Origin of the sequence: Actinokineospora baliensis, from assembly GCF_016907695.1 — a bacterium.
Classification (GTDB): Bacteria; Actinomycetota; Actinomycetes; order Mycobacteriales; family Pseudonocardiaceae; genus Actinokineospora; species Actinokineospora baliensis.
The window spans coordinates 3,946,831-3,964,930 of the sequence record NZ_JAFBCK010000001.1 but is presented as its reverse complement, the minus strand read 5'-3'; the positions used below and the strand labels follow the sequence as shown (position 1 = coordinate 3,964,930).

At 70.2% G+C, this 18,100-nt stretch carries 16 protein-coding genes; 8 read left to right on the top strand and 8 right to left on the bottom strand.

The features are described from left to right. The first annotated feature begins 172 nt into the window (after positions 1 to 172). Both JOD54_RS18465 and JOD54_RS18460 read left to right on the top strand, forming a co-directional pair. Positions 173 to 1,144: a fatty acid desaturase family protein gene (locus JOD54_RS18465; RefSeq protein WP_204451725.1), complete on the top strand. Its 972-nt coding sequence runs from the start codon at positions 173 to 175 to the stop codon at positions 1,142 to 1,144. A 23-nt stretch (positions 1,145 to 1,167) separates the two neighbouring features. After that, positions 1,168 to 1,899, top strand: coding sequence for a hypothetical protein (locus JOD54_RS18460; protein ID WP_204451724.1), 732 nt, complete (start codon positions 1,168 to 1,170; stop codon positions 1,897 to 1,899). 48 nt (positions 1,900 to 1,947) lie between these two features. Here the strand turns inward: JOD54_RS18460 and JOD54_RS18455 are convergent, their stop codons facing one another. The 6 genes from JOD54_RS18455 to JOD54_RS18430 form a co-directional block, all read right to left on the bottom strand. Beyond that, entirely contained in the window at positions 1,948 to 2,898 is a 951-nt protein-coding gene (locus tag JOD54_RS18455) for an N-acetylglucosamine kinase (RefSeq protein WP_204451723.1), read from the bottom strand. Further along, positions 2,895 to 4,151 carry a 6-phospho-beta-glucosidase gene (locus tag JOD54_RS18450; protein ID WP_204451722.1) on the bottom strand — a complete coding sequence of 419 codons (1,257 nt, stop codon included), beginning with the start codon at positions 4,149 to 4,151 and terminating at the stop codon, positions 2,895 to 2,897. Before JOD54_RS18450 ends, JOD54_RS18455 begins: the two co-directional genes overlap by 4 nt. Continuing rightward, positions 4,148 to 5,053, bottom strand: coding sequence for a carbohydrate ABC transporter permease (locus JOD54_RS18445; protein ID WP_204451721.1), 906 nt, complete (start codon positions 5,051 to 5,053; stop codon positions 4,148 to 4,150). The genes JOD54_RS18450 and JOD54_RS18445 overlap by 4 nt, the downstream gene beginning before the upstream one ends. Beyond that, positions 5,053 to 5,955: a carbohydrate ABC transporter permease gene (locus tag JOD54_RS18440; RefSeq protein WP_239573426.1), complete on the bottom strand. Its 903-nt coding sequence runs from the start codon at positions 5,953 to 5,955 to the stop codon at positions 5,053 to 5,055. The genes JOD54_RS18445 and JOD54_RS18440 overlap by 1 nt, the downstream gene beginning before the upstream one ends. After that, entirely contained in the window at positions 5,952 to 7,376 is a 1,425-nt protein-coding gene (gene ngcE / locus JOD54_RS18435; RefSeq protein WP_239573425.1) for an N-acetylglucosamine/diacetylchitobiose ABC transporter substrate-binding protein, read from the bottom strand. Before ngcE ends, JOD54_RS18440 begins: the two co-directional genes overlap by 4 nt. Positions 7,377 to 7,607: 231 nt before the next feature. Then, the gene (locus tag JOD54_RS18430; RefSeq protein WP_204451720.1) at positions 7,608 to 8,150 is read right to left on the bottom strand and encodes a GNAT family N-acetyltransferase; all 543 of its coding nucleotides are present in this window, start codon (positions 8,148 to 8,150) and stop codon (positions 7,608 to 7,610) included. 65 nt (positions 8,151 to 8,215) lie between these two features. On the opposite strand from JOD54_RS18430, the gene JOD54_RS18425 reads away from it, so the two are divergent. From JOD54_RS18425 to JOD54_RS18405, 5 genes are all read left to right on the top strand, one after another. Next, positions 8,216 to 8,590, top strand: a complete 375-nt coding sequence (locus tag JOD54_RS18425; RefSeq protein WP_204451719.1) for a fluoride efflux transporter FluC — start codon at positions 8,216 to 8,218, stop codon at positions 8,588 to 8,590. Beyond that, positions 8,587 to 8,922: a fluoride efflux transporter FluC gene (locus tag JOD54_RS18420; protein WP_204451718.1), complete on the top strand. Its 336-nt coding sequence runs from the start codon at positions 8,587 to 8,589 to the stop codon at positions 8,920 to 8,922. Before JOD54_RS18425 ends, JOD54_RS18420 begins: the two co-directional genes overlap by 4 nt. 8 nt (positions 8,923 to 8,930) lie before the next feature. Next, positions 8,931 to 9,533, top strand: a complete 603-nt coding sequence (locus JOD54_RS18415; RefSeq protein ID WP_204451717.1) for a hypothetical protein — start codon at positions 8,931 to 8,933, stop codon at positions 9,531 to 9,533. Positions 9,534 to 10,875: 1,342 nt separating this feature from the next. Further along, entirely contained in the window at positions 10,876 to 11,016 is a 141-nt protein-coding gene (locus tag JOD54_RS18410) for a hypothetical protein (protein WP_204451716.1), read from the top strand. Positions 11,017 to 11,108: 92 nt separating this feature from the next. Further along, on the top strand, positions 11,109 to 14,141 hold the full coding sequence (locus tag JOD54_RS18405; protein ID WP_204451715.1) for an alpha-amylase family glycosyl hydrolase: 3,033 nt from the start codon (positions 11,109 to 11,111) through the stop codon (positions 14,139 to 14,141). On the opposite strand, the gene JOD54_RS18400 is transcribed toward JOD54_RS18405, so the two are convergent. Next, the gene (locus tag JOD54_RS18400) at positions 14,086 to 14,694 is read right to left on the bottom strand and encodes an immunity 21 family protein (protein WP_204451714.1); all 609 of its coding nucleotides are present in this window, start codon (positions 14,692 to 14,694) and stop codon (positions 14,086 to 14,088) included. The two genes, JOD54_RS18405 and JOD54_RS18400, sit on opposite strands and share 56 nt — an antisense overlap. 432 nt (positions 14,695 to 15,126) lie before the next feature. On the opposite strand from JOD54_RS18400, the gene JOD54_RS35595 reads away from it, so the two are divergent. Then, a complete protein-coding gene (locus JOD54_RS35595) occupies positions 15,127 to 16,539 on the top strand; it encodes a phosphotransferase family protein (RefSeq protein WP_307860154.1) in 1,413 nt (470 codons plus the stop codon). On the opposite strand, the gene JOD54_RS18390 is transcribed toward JOD54_RS35595, so the two are convergent. Then, the gene (locus tag JOD54_RS18390) at positions 16,521 to 18,047 is read right to left on the bottom strand and encodes a serine/threonine-protein kinase (RefSeq protein WP_204451712.1); all 1,527 of its coding nucleotides are present in this window, start codon (positions 18,045 to 18,047) and stop codon (positions 16,521 to 16,523) included. The genes JOD54_RS35595 and JOD54_RS18390 overlap by 19 nt on opposite strands. Positions 18,048 to 18,100: the final 53 nt, after the last annotated feature.

Genomic DNA, 18,100 nt, shown 5'->3' with positions numbered 1-18,100 from the left:
CTTGCCAGTTCGCGTTCACACTTTCGCAGTATTCTTGTGCTGCCTTGTCCCGCCCGTGGAATAGGAGCCGTTCGGCCCAAACTGTCATCTCCGCGTAACAGTCCGGATCACGGTGCCGATGTTGAGCAACGGCACCCAACGCGGCAGGATCCGACGGCAGAGGTGGGGTCACATGGGCGGGTCACCGAATGGCGTCCAGCAGGCGCAAGCGCCGCCTGCGGAGGTCAAATCCCTTGTCCGGGCGTTGTCGACGCGGGACAACTGGCGGAACTGGGTCTACCTGGCGGTTGACTGGCTGGTCATCATCGGCGCGATCACCGTGCACCTGCTCGTCGCCGATCCGTTTGTCTATGTTCTCGTCGCGGTGGTCATCGGCAGCAGGATGCGCGCGCTGGCCAACCTGATGCACGAAGCCGGGCACTTCAAACTGTTCCGCGATCGACGGGTGAACAACCTGGCGGGCGCGGTGTTGTGCTCTTGGCCGATCTTTGTCCCGTTCAAGCGGTTTGTCGTCGAACACGGATTGCACCACAGACATCTCTGGCGGAGCTCGCAGGACCCGGATCTCGACCTGTACACCGCCACGAACACGGAATACGCCTCCCACGAGCGCGTCTCGTTCGCGGGATTCGTCGTGAAACACGTCGTGCTGACGATCATCCCGGTCATGCCGTTGTGGCGGCTCTACCGCACGCTGGTCGGCGACCGGGTGCGGCTGCTGGCCATCGCCGCGCTGACCGCGGCCGCCGTGGTCGCGCTGTGCACGACCGGGTCGGTCGTCGCCCACGTCGTCGTCTTCTGCTGGATCCTGCCGTGGCTCACCACGTTCCAGTGCATCGGCTACTGGGCCGAACTGGGCGAACACGGCGGGCTCCGCGCGTTCGGCTGGTCCTGGGGCAGCCGGAACTGGCGCGGCAACCCGGTGAGCAGGTGGCTGATCGGATCGCACTCCGATGACATCTACCACCTGCTGCACCACTGGTTCCCCAGCGTTCCGCACCACCGGCTCAAAGCCCTCGACGGGGCCTGCACGACGGCGTGGCGGTCCTACGGGACCCACGCGCGCTGCGGTGGCTTCTTCTTCGGCAACCGCTTCGAGAACTCGGTCCTGCGCGACATCTGGACCGGCGGCCACAGACTGTGAACCACTCACCAGAAGGCGCAGACATGTCCCCAGCCGATCCCGGCCGCCGCATCTACATCCACGCGCACTCGTTGTGGTGCCTCGCCCGGCGCAGCGCGGAGGTCGCCACCTCGGTCAGCACCGCGCTGGCCAAGATCCGCATCGCCAAGGTGATCCACCACCACGTGGAGTTGGGCGTCGACCTGGGTCTCGTGCGCCAGGAGACCGGCCAGGAGTTCGCGGCCGCCTTCGAGTGGAAGACCGAGCTCGCCCGCTTCTTCCGCACGGTCGGGTACCGCCCCAGCTTCCCGTCCGACCGGTCGACGTTCCTACCGCTGCTCGGCCCGACCGAGATCGTCGAGGCGACCTGCTCGGAGCAGGGGTACTACACCTTCGCCACCGACCCCGAGTCATCAACGAGGATGTTCGACGACCACGAACCGTTCCCGACCCTGCAGAAGAGCCTTTCGGCGACCCAAGGGCCCCACGACCTCACCATGATCCGCGGGGTCAGCCTCGCCCTGATCAACCCCGAGATCGGCACCGGCCAGGTCGGGTACGACTACGCCCCGGACCTGAAGGCCTACACCCTGGCCGAGTCGGAGCTCGACCTGGTCAACAGCCAGATCTGCGCTCGGGCGCTCGAGGACACCCGGGCCAGGGTCACCGCGCTGTCGGCTGGTCTCACCGAGGACGAGAACCGGATTTGCGCCGACATGCTCTCGTCGGTCGAACGCACCTTCGCCTTGGCCGAGAAGCGGCCGGGGGAACTGTGACACCCGGGCGCATTGTCGATGTGGGTGGCCCTGCGGTGATGTGGGCCGCTACTCGGCGCCTGCGGTGATGCTGGCGGCTGCCCTGTCGTGCGCGTCCGGGGACGCGGCGATCTGGGCGAGACCCAGGTGGATGGCGCCGAGGATTGGGGGTTGGCTGGCCACGATCAGGCGGGCGTGGGGGGCACGGGAGGCGTAGCCCGACTCGATCGCCGACGTCAGGGTGGGGGTGTGGCTGGTGAGGACGCCGCCGCCGAGGATCACCTCCGTGGGGGTGGTGAGGAGGTCCAGGCGGGTCAGGATGGAGTGGCCCAGGAGGCAGATCTCTTCGGCCAGGCGGGCGGTGATGGTGCGGGCGGTGGGGTCGGTCGACGCCAGCAGGGCCGGGGTCAGTTCGCCTAGGCGGTGGCGGGGAAGGGTGCCTCGGTGGATGGCCAGGGCCACGTCGGTGGCTGAGAGGGCCGAGAAGTGGTCGCGGACGATGGCGGAGAGCTCAGTGGGGACACCGCGGCCGTCCTCGGCGCGGACGGCGTGCCAGAGGACTTCCTCGCCGAGGTGACCGCCGCCGCCCCAGTCGCCGGTGAGGCGGCCCAGGGCGGGGAAGCGGGCGATTCGGCCGTCGGGGGCGATGCCCGCGGCGTTGACGCCCGCGCCGCAGACGACGGCGACGCCCCAGGACGACGTGGTACCCGCGCGCAACAGTGCGAAGGTGTCGTTGCCGACCTCGGCCGTCGTTGCCAGGCCGCAGCGGAGGAACTCGTCGCGGAGGGCTACCTCTTCCTCGGGGAGGTCGGCACCGGCGACGTAGGCCGCGAGGTGGTCCGCGACGGGCAACGACAGATCCGCGGCGGTGTGGGCGACGACGTCGACGGCGGCGGCGACACCGACCGAGTGGGGTTCGAACCCGGGGCCGCGCCCGCGCGCCAGCACGACCCCGTCCTCCCGCACGAGTGCGATGTCGGTCTTGCTGTTGCCGCCGTCGACCGCCAGGACCGTCTTCATCGCGCCCAGGGCAGGTGCGGTCGGTTGACCTCGATCAGCCGCTCGGCCAGCTTCTCCGCGACCGACACCTGGCCGATCAGCGGGTGCGCCAGCAGGGCCTCGGTCACCAGGTCCGCTCCCCCGGTCACCGCCGCCCGCACGGCCAGCGACTCGTAAGCCGACACGTGCCCGATCAGCCCCGCCAGCAGCGGCGACACCGGGGCGATCGGCCAGGTCTGCGCGCCGGCGCTGGTGACCGTCGCGGGGACCTCGATCACCGCGTTGTCCGGCAGGAACGGCAGAGTCCCGTTGTTGCGCACGTTCACCACGTGCACGTCGCCGCCCTCGCCGAACAGCGAGGCGAGCAGGGCGACCGCCGCCTCCGAGTAGAAGGCGCCGCCTCGGCTGCCCAGCAGGTCCGGCTTGGTGTCGACCGACGGGTCGGCGTAGAGGGCGAGCAGCTTGTCCTCGACGTCGGCGACCGCGCTGGCCCGCGACGGCGACACCCGCTGCTCGGCCACCACCGCGTCGTGCTCGTAGAAGTAGCGCAGGTAGTACGACGGCACGACCCCCAGCGCGCGCAGCACGTGCTCGGGCAGGCCGACCTGCTTGGCGATCACCTCGCCGTGCTGCTCGATCAGCCGGGGCAGCACGTCCTCGCCGCGCACGTACACCGAGCGGACCCAGGTCAGGTGGTTGAGCCCGACGTGGTCGAGGGCGACCCGCGCCGGGTCGACGTCGAGCAGCGCGGCGAACCGGCGCTGGAACCCGATGGCGACGTTGCACAGCCCGATCGCGCGGTGCCCGGCATCGAGCAGGGCGCGGGTCACGATGCCGACCGGGTTGGTGAAGTCCACGATCCACGCCCGCGGTGCCACCGCGGCGATCCGCTCGGCCGCGTCGAGCACCACCGGCACGGTCCGCAGCGCCATCGCGAGCCCGCCTGCGCCGACGGTCTCCTGGCCGACGCAGCCGCACTCCAGCGGCACGGTCTCGTCCTGGTGGCGCATGGCCTGGCCGCCGACGCGCAGCTGCAGCAGCACCGCGTCGGCGCCCGCGACCCCCAGTTCCAGCTCGGTGCTGGTGGTGACCCGCGCCGGGTGCCCGGCGCGGGCCAGTATCCGCGCGGACACCCCGGCCACCAGCTCCAGCCGGTGGGTGTCCGGGTCGACCAGCGACAGCTCGGTGACCGGTAACTCGGTGTGCAGCCGGGCGATGCCGTCCACCAGTTCCGGGGTGTAGGTCGAGCCGCCGCCGACGACAGCGAGTTTCACTTGAGGGCTCCCGAGGTGAGGCCTGCTTGGATCTGCCGCTGGAAGACCAGGTAGACCGCCAGCGCCGGGATGATCGTCATGGTCAGCGCGGCGAACAGGCTCGGCCAGTCGGCCTGGTACCCGGCGTTGGTGGAGATGTTGGCGATGCCCTGGGTCAGCACCCACTTGTCCTCGACGTTGCCCGAGAGCAGCACGATCGGCAGCAGGTACTGGTTCCACTGGCCGATCACGTTGAAGATGGTGATGCTGATCAGGCCCGGCTTGGCCATCGGCACCATGATCTGGAAGAAGGTCCTGGTGTGCGAGGCCCCGTCGATCAGCGCCGCTTCCGCGATCTGCGAGGGCAGGGTGCGGAAGAACGCGGTCAGGAAGAAGACCGTGAACGGCAGCGAGTAGGCGATGTAGACCAGGATCAGCCCGGTGTGGGTGTCGAGCAGGCCCAGGTTGCGCACCACGAAGAACAGCGGAACCAGGGCCAGGAACACCGGGAACACCATGCCCGAGACGAACATGACGTAGATGAGCCGGTTGCCGCGGAAGGAGAAGCGGGCCAGCACGTAGGCGGCCATCGACCCCAGCAGCATGGTTCCCGCGGTCGAGAGCGCCACCACGAAGACGCTGTTGAGCAGGTACTGCCCGACGTTGGCCTTCTCCCAGGCGCGCCCCCACGAGTCCCAGTGTACCGAGCTGGGCAACCCGAGCGGCTCGCTGAAGATCTGGGTGTTGGTCTTGAACGAGGCCAGGAACGTCCACAGGATCGGCAGGATGACCGTGGCCGCCCAGATCGCCAGGGCCAGGTGCGAGAGTCCACCGAGGACCCCGCCGCCGCGCTTGCCCGACGACCGCCGCACCCGCCCCGCGCCCCCGCGCTCGACCGGCCGGTCGACGGTGAGGTTGCTCATCAGAACTCGATCCGTTCCCGCCGGGTCACCCGCAGGGTGAGCACGGCGAAGGTGAGGCTCAGCACGAACAACGCGACACCCATCGCCGAGGCGTAGCCGAACTTGGAGAAGGTGAACGCGGTCCGCCAGATCTCCAGCGGCAGCACCGTGGTCGACTGGTCGGGCCCACCCCGGTCCACCGACAGGGTCGCCACGAGCGCGAACCCGTCGAACGCGGCGATCCCCAGGTACACCCACGCGACCTGCACGGTGTCCCACAGCAGCGGCAGGGTGATCTGGAAGAACATCCTGGCCCGGCCGCAGCCGTCGATCTCGGCCGCTTCGATGACCTCCCTGGGGATGTTGGCCATGCCCGCGGCGAAGAGCACCACGTAGAAGCCGACCGCCTGCCACACCAGGACCGCGATCAGCGACCACAGCGCCAGGCTCGGCTTGGTGAGCCAGCCGATCGGTTCGATGCCGACCAGGTCGAGCAGGCCGTTGAGCACACCACCCTGGTCGGGGCGGTACACCGCCTGGAACAGCACGCCGATCACCGCGACCGCGAGGACCTGCGGGAAGAAGAACACCGCTTGGTAGAACTTCGACCCGCGCACGCCCTTGGTGCCCGAGCCCATGTTGAGCAGGAACGCGAAGAACAGCGCGATGGCCAACGTCGCCAGCGGCAGCACGAGCAGCAGCACCACGTGGTGGCCGACCGCGGTCCAGAAGGTCGGGTCGCCCAGCAGCTTGGTGAAGTTGTCGAACCCGGAGAACTTCGGGCTGGCCGACACACCGCGCCAGTCGGTGAAGGCGAGGTAGAACGCCTGCAGGTAGGGCGCGATGACGAAGACGACGTAGAGGATGACCGGCAGCGCCAGGAAGCCGATGACGAACCTGGCGCCGCCGCGGGGCATCTTCATGAGGAGCGGGTCTGCTTGGTGATCGAGGAGTCCGCCTTGACCGCGTCGGCCTTGGCCTGGACGTCCTTGCAGAACTGGTCGGCGGTGATGCGGCCGAACATCAGCGCGTTGGTCTTGGAGCGCAGCTCGGTCTCGAACTCCTTGTACCAGTCCTCGAACAGGTTGTAGGTGATGATGTTGTCACCGGCCTTGTTCAGCGCGTCGTTGGAGCTCTGCGCACCCGGGGACAGCTTGAGACCGTCCGCGGCGCCCTTGACGACGGTGATGTTGCCGGTCTTCTCGGTGAAGCCGCGCGCGCCGTCCTTGGAGAGCATGATGCGCAGGTACTCCAGGCCACCGGCGGAGTTCTTGGCCTTCGACGGCACGATGTAGGACTCGCCAGCCGCGGCGCGCACGGCGCCGAAGGGCAGCTTGTCCGAGGAGGTGACGCTCGGGGTGGGCGCCAGCGCGTACTGGAACGCCGCCGGGGTCTGCTCCTTCTGCTCGTTCTCCAGCCAGGAGCCCGAGGGGTAGAAGCCGATCTTGCCCTGGTTCTGCGCGGTCTGGACCTCGGTGTGGGTCAGGCCCTCGTTGGCCGGGTCGAGGTACTTCTTGCCGATCGAGGCCCACGCCTCGGCCGCCTGGCGGACCGGGTCGGAGGTCCAGACCCCCTCCTTGAGGTTGTCCATGTCGACCAGGACCTGGTTGCCGCCGATCTGCGCCGCGGAGATGGCGATCATCCAGTACTGGTAGTACGAGGCGTTCTTGCCCGCGTAGGCGTAGGGCTGCAGGCCCGCGGCCTTGATCTTGCCGAGCAGGGTGTCGAACTCGGCGAAGTCCTTGGCGGGCTCCCAGCCCTTCGCCTTGAACAGCGCCGAGTCGTACCAGAGGCCGTAGACGGTGTAGATGTACTTGAGCAGGTAGGGCTTGCCGCCGATGAGGCCCGCCTCGACCACGCCGGGCAGCAGGGTGTCGCGGACGGTGCCGGTGCCGCCGATGGCCGGGGCGGCGAACAGCGGGGACAGGTCGAGCAACTGGCCCTCGCTCTGCAGCGCGCCGTTGTCCATCATGTCCGAGCCCGCGTTGGAGATCATGTCGGGCACGTTGCCGCCCGCGAAGCGCGGCTGCAGCGTCTGGGCAATCTGCTGGGTGGGGACGTGCTTGATCTCGGCCTGGGGGAAGGCCTTCTTGTAGAGCGGCTCGTGCACTTCGGTGGCGTAGGCGTCGCCGAGGCCGCCCTTGAAGATCACGACCTCGAGCGGGGCGTTGGCCACGACGCCGAACGGGTTGGTGCCGGACTTCTCGCCGGTCGGGCCGCCGGAGCTGGGCTGGTCGGAGGATCCGAAGGCGCACGCCGACAGCGGGCCTGCCGCGAGCGCGGCCATCCCGATGCCCTTGAGCACGGACCGACGACTGGGGTTCTGCGGGAGCGCAGCGGACATTTGCGCATACTCCTTCGACCGTCACGCGACCGGTTCGCGGGCCCGCTCATGGTCGAGCCGGTGCCGCGCGCCGGGCAATCGGACAGATGGGTGATGTGGTCTAGACCATACTCCGCCGATAACACCCTTGGCCAGCACCAACGTTGAACGTGATCATGCTGTTTTGTCGCGGGCCGAACACCGACAACACCCTCTTGACGCGCGCTCTTTCGAGGGCCAAAGTGACGCGTTTCAGAGTTCGCGCTCACCCGGGCGGCCCAATGGCGGCGAGAGGTGTCTTCGGTAGAACGTGGTCGGCCGGAGTTCGCCAGCGGGATTGAGGGCGTGACCGGGGACAACCCCCATCTCGACCCACCCGCCGGAGGAGTAGAGCCGCTCGGCGGGGCTGCCGGTCTCGGTGTCGAGCAGCAGCAGGGTGCGCCCCCGCTCGAGGGCGCCGCGCTCGGCGCACTCCAGCAGGGATCGGCCGATGCCGCGCCCGCGCACGTGCCGGTGCACGAGCAGCTTGGCCAACTCGGCCCGGTGCGGACCGTTCTCGTAGTCCGACAGCCGCAGCTGCACGGTCCCGACGACCCGGCCGTCGACACGGGCGACCCACAGCAGTACCCGCCCCTCGGCCAAGGCGGACTGCAGTCCGAGCCACCACTTCGCGGCGACCGCCCGGTCGAGCGGGTGCAGGAACCCCACCGACGCTCCCCCGGCGACCGCGTCGACCAGCAGATCGGCGAGGTCGTCGACGACGCCGGGCAGGTCGGTGGCGGCCAGCAACTCCATGGCGGCATCCTCTACACCGGACACGGCGCGCACAACAGTTCGCCGATCCATAACACTGGAGTGCGATGAGGCCCTCGGCGGTGGTGGCGGCGGTATCCGCAGGTGGCGTGCTCGGCGCGCTCGCCAGGTACGGGGCGGGTGTGCTGTGGCCCTCGCCGTGGACGACGCTGGCGATCAACGCGGTCGGATGTCTGACCATGGGGTGCCTGATGGTCCTGCTCACCGAGGTCCGCACCCCGCACCCACTGGTCCGACCATTCCTGGGCACGGGCGTTTTGGGAGGTTTCACCACTTTCTCCGCGTATACGGCGGATTTCCAGCGGATGACCGGCACGGATCCAGTGGCGGCAGTCGGTTATCTGCTCGGAACCCTCGTCGCCGCGCTCGCGGCCGTGTGGGTGGGCACCGCGATCACCCGGCGAATGGCGGTCCCGCGATGAACGAGGTCATTCAAGTGGCGCTGGGCGCGGCGGTCGGTGCGCCTTTGCGCTATCTGGTCGACCGGGCCATCCCGCGGCCGTCCGGCTTCCCGTGGGGGACGCTCGTGGTCAACGTCGTGGGCAGCTTCGTCCTGGGGGTGGTGCTCGGCGTCGGGCAGTTGCAGGCGCTGCTGGGGATCGGCCTCTGCGGGGCGCTGACGACGTACTCGACCTTCTCCTACGAGACCCTGGTGCTGGTCGAGCAGGGCCAGCGGTGGCGCGCGCTGGGCAACGTGGCGGTGTCGGTGCTGGCGGGCGTCGGGGCATTCTGGGGTGGCCTGGCCCTCACGTGAGGAGATCCATGAAGGTCTACGCCGAACGCCCCGACCGGGCCCTGCGCCAACTGGTGGCCGACGCCGCCGCCGTGGCCGTGGCCGCGCTGGCCGTGTGGTTCGCGGTGACCGCCCGGGAAACGATCCTGGCGCTGCGGGCCCCGGGCGACCGGCTGATGGACGCGGGCACCGCCCTGCAGGGGACGTTCAACACCGCGGCAGACAAGGCGGACTCGATCCCGCTGGTGGGCGACTCGGTGGCTGAGGCGCTGCGCAGCGGGGCGAGTGCGGGGGCACGGGTGAGCGAGGCCGGGTGGCGCCAGATCCAGGCGGTGGAGGAGTTGGCGTACTGGTCGACCGCAGTGCTGGTCGTGGTGCCGCTGGCGTTCCTACTGGTGACCTGGCTGCCGCTGCGGGTCAGGTACACCAGACAGGCGACCGGCGCCGTGCGGCTGCGCGCACTGGGCGACCCCGGACTCGACCTGCTGGCGGCGCGGGCGCTGAGCACGCAACCGCTTACCCGGTTGGCTGGGGCGGGGGCGGTGGCTGAGGGGTGGCGGTCGGGGGATCCGGCGGCGGTGCGGGCGCTGGCCGGGTTGGAGCTGCGCAGGCTTGGTCTGCGGGAGACGTGACTTGCCGGTGGGCATGACCCCTCCGGCTGGCCCGGGCGGAGCCGGTGGCGGTCGGCGGGTCCGGCGGCGGTGCAGACGCTGGCCGAACTGGAATTGCGCAGGCTCAGCCTGCGGAAGACGTGACTTGCCGGTGGGCACAACCCCTCCGGCCGGCCCGGGCGGAGCCGGTGGCAGTCGGCGGGTCCGGCAGCGGTGCAGACGCTGGCTCGGCTGGAGCTGCGCAGGCTCAGCCTGCGGAAGACGTGACCCGATGGTGGGCACAGCCCCTCCGGTCGGCCCGGGCGGGGGCGGTGGCTGAGGGGTGGCGGTCAGGGGATCCGGTGGCAGCGCGGGCGCTGGCCGGGTTGGAGCTGCGCAGGCTCGGTCTGCGGGAGACGTGACTTGATGGTGGGCGACCCCTTCGGTCAGCCCGGACGGTGGCGGTCGGCGGGTCCGGCGGCGGTGCGGGCGCCGGCCGGCCTGGAGCTACCCAGGCTCGGTCTGCGGGACACGTGCCCCGATGGCGGGCACAACCCCTCCGGCTGGCCAGGCGGGGACGGTGGCCGAAGGTTGGCATTCGGGCGACCCGGCGGCCGTGCGGGGCGCTGCGCAAGCAACCTCTCACCCGGTTGGCCGGGGCGGGACCGGTCCCCGAACAGTGGCACTCGGGCGACCCGGCGGCGGTACTGGCGTCGAGCACGCAACCGCTCACCCGGTCGGCCGGGGCGGGACCGGTCCCCGAAGAGTCGCGGTCAGGGGATCCGGCGGCGGTGCGGGCGCCGGGTTGGAGCTGCGCAGGCTCGGCCTGCGGGAGACGTGACTTGATGGTGGGCACGGCCCCCCAGTCGGCCCGGGCGGGACCGGTCGCCGAAGGGTCGCGGTCGACGGGTCCGGCGGCGGTGCGGACGCTAGCCGGGCAGGAACTGCGCAAGCTCAGCCTGCGGCAGACGGCACAACCACTCCAGTCGGCCCGGGCGGAGCCGGTCACCGAAGGGTCGCGGGCAGACGAACCCGGCGGCGGCGGTGCGGGCGCTAGCCGGGCAGGAACTGCGCGGGCTCGGCCTGCGGCAGACACAACCCGATAGTCGGCACAACCACTCCAGTCGGCCGGGACGGGTCCGGTCGCCGAAGGGTCGCGGGCAGACGGACTCGGCGGCGGTGCGGAGCGCTGAGCACGCAACCGCTCACCCTGCCAGCCGGGGCGGGGCCAGTTGCCGAGGGATGGCGATCAGGCGGCGGTGCGGGCGCTGGCCGGGTAGGAGCTGCGCAGACTCGCCCTGCGGGGCACGTGCCCCGACGGTCGGCACAACCCCTCCGGCCAGCCCGGGCGGAACCGGTCACCGAAGCGTGGCGGTCGGGCGCGGTGCGGGCGCTGAGCACGCAACCGCTCACCCGGTCGGCCGGGACGGGACCGGTGGCCGAAGGGTGGCGGTCAGGCGACCCGGTGGCGGTGCGGGCGCTGGCTGGGCTGGAACTGCGCAGGCTCGGTCTGCGGGAGACGTGACCCGATGGTGGGCACGACCACCTCCGGTCGGCGCTATCGAGGCGGACCCGGGCCGTGGTTTGGTGCAGTGACCTTCACGCGAGGAGGTCGGCATGGGTCGGGGCGCCCGGGTGGGCACGGCGGTGGCACTGGCGGCGTGGACGGTGGTGGTGCCCGCCGTGGCGGACCCGGGCCGGGCGGCGACCGAGCGACTGGCGGTCGCTGAGGTCGTGGACATCGCACCGGGGGTGCGGCCGGGTGATCGGGAGCTGGCGCGACCCGCTCTGCGCTCGGACCTGACCGGGGAGCGGTTCTACTTCGTCATGCCGGACCGGTTCGCCAACGGCGACGGGCGCAACGACCGGGGCGGGTCCGCGGAGACCGACCGGCTCAAGACCGGGTTCGACCCGGCGGACAAGGGCTTCTACCACGGCGGTGACCTCGCCGGGCTTCGGTCCAAAATGGACTACTTGCGCGGGATGGGGACGACGGCGATCTGGATGACGCCGATGTTCGCCAACCGGTGGGTGCAGGGCAGCGGCGCGGACGTCTCCGCCGGGTACCACGGGTACTGGACGACCGACTTCACCCGGTTGGACCCGCACTTCGGGTCGACGGCGGACATGCGCGCGGTGATCGCGGACGCGCACCGGCTGGGGATGAAGGTGTTCTTCGACATCGTCGCCAACCACACGGCGGACGTCATCTCCTACGCCGAACCCGGCAACCAGTACCGGAGCACCAGCGCGTATCCGTACCGGGACGCGGACGGGAACGTCGTCGACATCAAGGCGCACGCGGGCAAACCCGACTTCCCCGCGATCGCGGAGTTCCCGTACACGCCTGTGGTGACCGACCCGGCGGCGAAGACTCCCGCCTGGCTCAACGATCCCTCGCTCTACCACAACCGGGGTGATTCGACGTTCGCCGGTGAGTCCACCGAGTACGGCGACTTCTTCGGCCTCGACGACCTGATGACCGAGCACCCCAGGGTGGTGCGGGGGATGACGGAGATCTTCACGAGCTGGATCGACGTGCTGGGGATCGACGGGTACCGGGTCGACACGGTCAAGCACGTCAACATGGAGTTCTGGCAAGCATTGGCGCCCAAGGTGAAGGCGTACGCGAAGGCGCGCGGCAAGCCCGACTTCTTCGTGTTCGGCGAGGTGTACAGCGACGACGCCGAGCTCACCTCGTCCTACACCACCACCGGCACCATGCAGGCCACCCTCGACTTCCCGTTCCAGGCTGGCGCGGCGGACTTCCTCTCCGGCCGCGGCGCCGACCGCCTGGCCGATGTCCTGCTCGCCGACGACCACTACACCGACGCGGACTCCAACGCCGCGTCGCTGCCCACGTTCCTCGGCAACCACGACATGGGCCGGATCGCGTGGATGTTACGGGACCGGCGTCCGGGGATCAGCGACTCGGAGCTGTTGTCGCGACTGCGGTTGGGGAACGCGCTGATGTACCTGTGGCGCGGCAACCCGGTCGTCTACTACGGCGACGAGCAGGGTTTCGCCGGCCATGGTGGGGACAAGCTGGCGCGGCAGGACATGTTCGCCAGCAGCACACCGGAGTTCATGGCCGAGACGTTCGTGGGAGCCGGGCGGACAGGGGCGCAGGACAACTTCAACCGCGCGCACCCGCTCTACCGTCAACTCGCGTCGTTGTCGTCCTTTGTGGACCGCGATGACGTGTGGGCGGACGGGGCGCAAGCACTGAGGTTCGCGCAGGGTGATGTGGTGGCGTTCAGCAGGTTGTCGGCGAGGGACCGGCGTGAGCACGTGGTGGTGGCCAACGCGGGGCTGAGTTCGACCACAGTGGACATTCCGGTGTCTTCCGGTTCGTACCAGGTCGAGTTCCCGGAGCGCGGGGGTCGTGTGCGGGCCACAGGAGGGAAAGTGCGGGTTGTCGTGCCCGCACTGTCGGTGTTGGCGCTGCGGGCAACCGAACGGCTGCGGGACGCCTCGGTCGTCCCGACGCTGGTGGCGCCAGCGGTGGGAACGGTGCTCGACGAGCGCGTGGAAGTGCGGGCAGACGGGATCTTGGCGCCGTTCGCGCAGGCCACGTTCGCGGCGCGGGTCAAGGGAACGCGGGGGTGGACAGTGCTGGGGACCGACGACGCGGCGCCGTACCGGGTGTTCGCCGACGTGATGGCGTTGCCGGGGGCCGGAGTGGGCGCGGAGGTGGAGTTCCGGGTGGTCGCCAAGGACGGCTCCGGCCCGCTGGGCGCCGACAGCGCGGCGATCCGGCTGGTGGCCGCACCCCCCGAACCCGCAGGACCGGCCTGGCTGGTCATCCACTACAACCGCCCCGCAGGCGACTACGACGGCTGGGGCCTACACACCTGGGGCGACGTCGAAACCCCCACAGCCTGGGACCGCCCACTCCCCTTCACGGGCGAAACCCACTACGGCCGATTCGCGTGGATCCGCCTCCTCCCCGGCGCCCGCCAAGTCGGCGTGGTAATCCACAAAGGTGACCAAAAAGACGGCGGCGACCGCCTGATCACCCCCACCGGCCAACTCTGGCTACGGCAGGGGTCGGACACGCAGTACACCTCGGAAATCGAGGCCGCGGGCTCGGTGACGGTGCACTACAAACGCCTTTCCGGAGACTACACAGATCTCGCGCTACGAGTTCCTGGCCGCCCGGACATCCCTTTCGCTGGCCGCGACGCCTTCGGCGCGGTGGCGACGGCGCCTGCGGTTGAGTTCGATCTCGTTAGTGGCGGCGTGGTTCTTCGGCGGATTCAGCCTGCCAGGTCGGCGTTGTGGCTGCGGGAAGGGGATTCTCGGGTCTTTGCTTCACTTGCGGCTGCGGAGAATAGGGCTGTACTTCATTATCATCGGCCTGGCGGAGATTATTCTGGGTGGACGCTGTACCACTGGGCCGGATCGTTGACGCCTAGTCCGGATTGGGCTGCTTCCAGTTTGCCCAGTGGGCGGGATTCGTTTGGGGTGTTGTGGTCGGTTCCGTTGGCGGCGGGGGCGGGTGGGTTGAGCCATATCGTTCATCAGGGGGAGGTGAAGGATCCGGGGGCGGATCAGGTGCTTGAGGTGGGGGTTGTGGGGTATGAGGTGTGGTTCATCTCGGGGTCGGCGTCACCGGACGGATCGGCGGTGTACGTGTTGTCGGGATGAGCTGGACCAGGCCGACCCAGTTCTCCTCGTCCGCCTCGGTGTAGCTGGCCCGAACCCTCCAGCGGCCTGCGGGCAGCGGGACGGGCGCCTGCGCGGGCACCCCACCGCCCGGGTACTCGACGTCCAATCCGGAGCCCGCTTCGGCGGAGTCCATGAGCACAGCCGGGCCGTCCGATACCCATGTGCCGCAGTCCACCCACTCGGTGGCCGAGTTCGCGAGGATAGTCTCTGCCGCGGCGATCAGTCCGGCTTCGGAGTCGGCAGCGAGCCAACGCAGGAAGGCTCGGTGTTCGGGCAGGTAGCAGGTGGTGGCTGGCTCGTCTGCCAGCACCAACGCCTGGGAGCCCGTCTCGCCGACGGCGAGGACACCAGCCAGGCCGTCCAGCGCGCAGGCCCGGTCGTAGTCGTCTGGAGCGGTGGCGTCGCCGACCATGACGCCGGTCTCCGTGCACCCGCGCCACGCGGCCAGCGCGGAGACGGGGATGACGATCAAAGGTCCGCCCATCGACTCCACCCAGACAGGGGGCGGGACGCGTCGGCTGGTGGCGCTCATGCCGTGATTGTGCCTGCTGGTTTTGGCTTCACTGTCGGGGCGGTCGGCTCGCCTTCGGCATTGCGCTGGATCCGGGGTGGGTTGGGTGGGCTCGATGGGGCGAACTTGTTTTGCGCGGGGCCCCTGCACCAGCCGTGGCAGGACCGCACAAGCCGGGGCCGAAAAGCATGGCCCTGCAGCGAGGCAAGGCTACGACTGCCGCTCCCCCACGCAAAACAAGTCCGCCCCATCGAGCAGTTCGGGTGGGCGGCTTCCGGGAGCGGTGGTCGGGTTGGCGGGGCTGACTCGGTCGGTTGGGGTGGCACCGGCGGCTTCTGGGAGCGGTGGTCGGGTTGGCGGGGTTGGCTCGGTGGGGCTGGGGTGGCACCAGCGGCTTCGGGGTCGGCTCGCCTGCGGCATTGCAACCCGGTCCGTGGGGTGTGGGGGTGCTCGATGGGGCGGACCTGTTTTGCGCGGGGCCCCTGCGCCACCCGTGGCAGGACCGCAAAGCTGGGGCCGAAAAGCATGGCCCTGCAGCGCACAACGCTACGGGCACCGCTCCCCCACGCAAAACAGGTCCGCCCCATCGAGCATCTGGCACCTCGGCTTCCGAGTGTCCAGTGGCTGGGTTCGGTGGTCGGGGTCGGGTGGCTGGGGTGGCACCAGTGGGTTCCGGGAGCGGTGGTCGGGTTGGGTGGGCTGGCTCGGGGGGGGGGGGGCTGGGTTGGGTGGGTTGGCTCGGTGAGCTGGGCTAGCAGCAGCAGGGGCCAGTCCGTCGCGAGCGCCCAGCGCCCAGCGCCCAGCGCCCAGCGCCCAGGGAACGCTGGCGCCAACCCGCCCTCGCAGCAACCCGCCTCGTCCACCATCTGCCAGAACACCCTGTCCGCACGGCCCGGTTCCGGGGCCACCACTGCGGGAATCGGATTGTGGGGAGGCGGGGGTGGTGATGGGGTACGGGGTATGCGCGGAGGTGGGCGGGTTGAGTGGGGCTCGGTGCCGGTGGGGGTTCGGGGGCGGTTTGAGGAGTGGTTCGGGGAGGGGGTGGTGCGGGCGGTCACCCAGGTGGGTGGGTTCTCGCCGGGGGTGGCGGCTCGGGTTTGGGGGGAGTCGGGGCGTTGTGTGTTCGTCAAGGGGGTTAGTGGGGGGATCAACGCGGTTTCGCCGGTGTTTCACCGGCGGGAGGCGGTGATCGCGGCTCGGTTGCCCGCTCGGGTTTCGGCGCCGGGGTTGTTGTGGGTTGACGATGATGGGGACTGGGTGGTGTTGGTCTTCGAGGACGTTGACGGGTGGGTGCCTGGGGTGGGGGAATGGGGGCGGGTGCAGGGGGCGCTCGATGAGTTGGCGGAGGTGGGGACGCCGTGTCCGGTGGAGGTGCCGCGGTTTCAGGACGACGGGTTCCAGGGGTGGCGCAGCCTCGCGGGGGACCCGGTGCTCACGGGTCGGTTGGACGGCTGGTGCCGGGCGAATGTGGAGCGGTTCGCCGAGTTGGAGTCGGGCTGGGCGGCGGCCGTGGCGGGGGATTCGTTGGTGCACGGGGATTTGCGCGCGGACAACATCCTGCTGACCGAGGAGCGGGTGTACTTTGTGGACTGGCCGCACGCGGCGAAGGGCGCGCCCTGGGCGGATCTGGTGTTCCTGGCGCCGAGTTGGACCGCGCGGGGCGGACCACCCGCGGCTGAGCTCTGGGCTGGGTCCGGGTGGAAGGTGGACCGGGACGCGCTCAATGCCGTTGTGGCGGCGGTCGCGGGGTACTTCGCGCACTCCGCGCTGCTGCCACCGCCGCCCGGTTTGCCCACGCTCAGGGAGTTCCAACGAGCGCAGGCGGGCCCGGCGCTGGAGTGGCTTCGTCAGGGCGTGGGGTCGTAGGTTCCACCGGCGTGGTGTTGGAGGCTGGAGCGCAACTCCAGGACGTCGCGGGCGCGGCGTTGTTTGCCGTGGTGGTGCGACACCGGGTAGACGCGGAAACCGCCGTGGCGGCGGGAGTGGCGCTTGCCCAGCGCCGGGTCGGCGGTGGACGGGTCGCGCAGCCACAGGACCAGCCAGGGTTTGCCGCCGTCGCCGACCACCCGCACGCGCGACACGTCACGCCACGGCACCAGCCGCTCGCCGTCCGCCGAAGACACCCGCAAACCCGTGTCGGCGACCACAACCGCGCGGGGGCGGACCATGAACACGCGGAACAAGGACCGAACCGCCGAAAGCCCGAACAGCACAGCGACAACCGCCGCGGCCGCGGCCACCCCCTGCTCCCCATACCGAGAACTCTTCGCCACCGCGGCCATCGCGACGATGGTGCACCCACCCGCCAGCACCGCCCACAACAACGGCACGACCCGGGTTGTGCGCAACCGCAAGGCATCGGCGTTCACCGCGGAAGGCGACTGGCCAGGAGGCGATGCGGCCTTGGGCAGGTTGCCAGCGCCGGACTTTGCACCGGGTAACCCGACTGGAGGAGGAGGCAGGGCGGCGGGACGGTCCACCAGGGTCGGGGTTGGGGGTTTCACGGGCTTGAGGAGTTCGGTGTGGTGCCGCTCGACCAGCGTCCGCACCTGCGCCGGTAGCCAGTGCCCGGTCGGCGCCTCCCCCACCTCCGCCAGCAGGTCCGCCGGCGTCGGCCGAGCCTGTGGATGCGTGTTCAGGCATCGCGACACCACCGGGCGCAGCTCACTAGGCACCCCGTCCAGGTCTGGCCCGGTGTGCACCGCCCTATAGAGCAGCGCGGCGACCTCCCCATTCCCGAACGGCCCCGTGCCCGTCGCCGCATAGACCATGACCGCACCTAGAGCGAACACGTCACTCGCGGGCCCTACATCGCCCCCAGAGATCTGCTCAGGCGACAGGTACCCCGGAGTCCCGAAGAGCACGCCAGTGGCCGTCATCGCGGTTGAGCGCACTGCTTTGGCGATGCCGAAGTCGATGACCCGGGGTCCGTCCTCGGCGAGCAGCACGTTCGACGGCTTCAGGTCTCGGTGGACGAGACCCGCGGCGTGGATGGCCGCCAACGCTTCCGCGAGACCGGCCAGCAGGGCGCGCAGCGCGGGTTCGGGCAGCGGACCGCCGGTGCGCACGGCCTCGGTCAGGGTCGGACCAGGCACGTACTCGGTGGCCAGCCAGGGCCGCTCGGCGTCGGGGTCGGCGCCGACCACGGCGGCGGTCCAGAAGCCGCCGACGGCGCGGGCCATGGCGATCTCCAGGCGGAACCGCTGCCGGAAGTCGGGGTCCTCGGCCAGCTCACCCCTGGCGACCTTGACCGCGACGAACCGGCCGCCTGGGGAGCGCCCCAGGTACACCGTGCCCATCGCGCCCCGGCCGAGCCTGCCCAGCAACGCGTAGTCACCGACCCGGCGCGGATCGTGGACCAGCAGTTCGCGCACCAGACCCCTCCCCCGTTCCTCCCCAGGCAGGCTACCGATTCGTTACCCGAACG

Bases quoted from the DNA above. Each gene is read 5' to 3' on its own strand.
- JOD54_RS18440 (WP_239573426.1), bottom strand. From the start codon at position 5,955: ATGAAGATGCCCCGCGGCGGCGCCAGGTTCGTCATCGGCTTCCTGGCG.
- JOD54_RS18455 (WP_204451723.1), bottom strand. From the start codon at position 2,898: ATGAAGACGGTCCTGGCGGTCGACGGCGGCAACAGCAAGACCGACATC.
- JOD54_RS18430 (WP_204451720.1), bottom strand. From the start codon at position 8,150: ATGGAGTTGCTGGCCGCCACCGACCTGCCCGGCGTCGTCGACGACCTC.
- JOD54_RS18420 (WP_204451718.1), top strand. From the start codon at position 8,587: ATGAACGAGGTCATTCAAGTGGCGCTGGGCGCGGCGGTCGGTGCGCCT.
- JOD54_RS18445 (WP_204451721.1), bottom strand. From the start codon at position 5,053: ATGAGCAACCTCACCGTCGACCGGCCGGTCGAGCGCGGGGGCGCGGGG.
- JOD54_RS18465 (WP_204451725.1), top strand. From the start codon at position 173: ATGGGCGGGTCACCGAATGGCGTCCAGCAGGCGCAAGCGCCGCCTGCG.
- JOD54_RS18405 (WP_204451715.1), top strand. From the start codon at position 11,109: ATGGGTCGGGGCGCCCGGGTGGGCACGGCGGTGGCACTGGCGGCGTGG.
- JOD54_RS18415 (WP_204451717.1), top strand. From the start codon at position 8,931: ATGAAGGTCTACGCCGAACGCCCCGACCGGGCCCTGCGCCAACTGGTG.
- JOD54_RS18400 (WP_204451714.1), bottom strand. From the start codon at position 14,694: ATGAGCGCCACCAGCCGACGCGTCCCGCCCCCTGTCTGGGTGGAGTCG.
- JOD54_RS35595 (WP_307860154.1), top strand. From the start codon at position 15,127: ATGGGGCGGACCTGTTTTGCGCGGGGCCCCTGCGCCACCCGTGGCAGG.
- ngcE (WP_239573425.1), bottom strand. From the start codon at position 7,376: ATGTCCGCTGCGCTCCCGCAGAACCCCAGTCGTCGGTCCGTGCTCAAG.
- JOD54_RS18460 (WP_204451724.1), top strand. From the start codon at position 1,168: ATGTCCCCAGCCGATCCCGGCCGCCGCATCTACATCCACGCGCACTCG.
- JOD54_RS18425 (WP_204451719.1), top strand. From the start codon at position 8,216: ATGAGGCCCTCGGCGGTGGTGGCGGCGGTATCCGCAGGTGGCGTGCTC.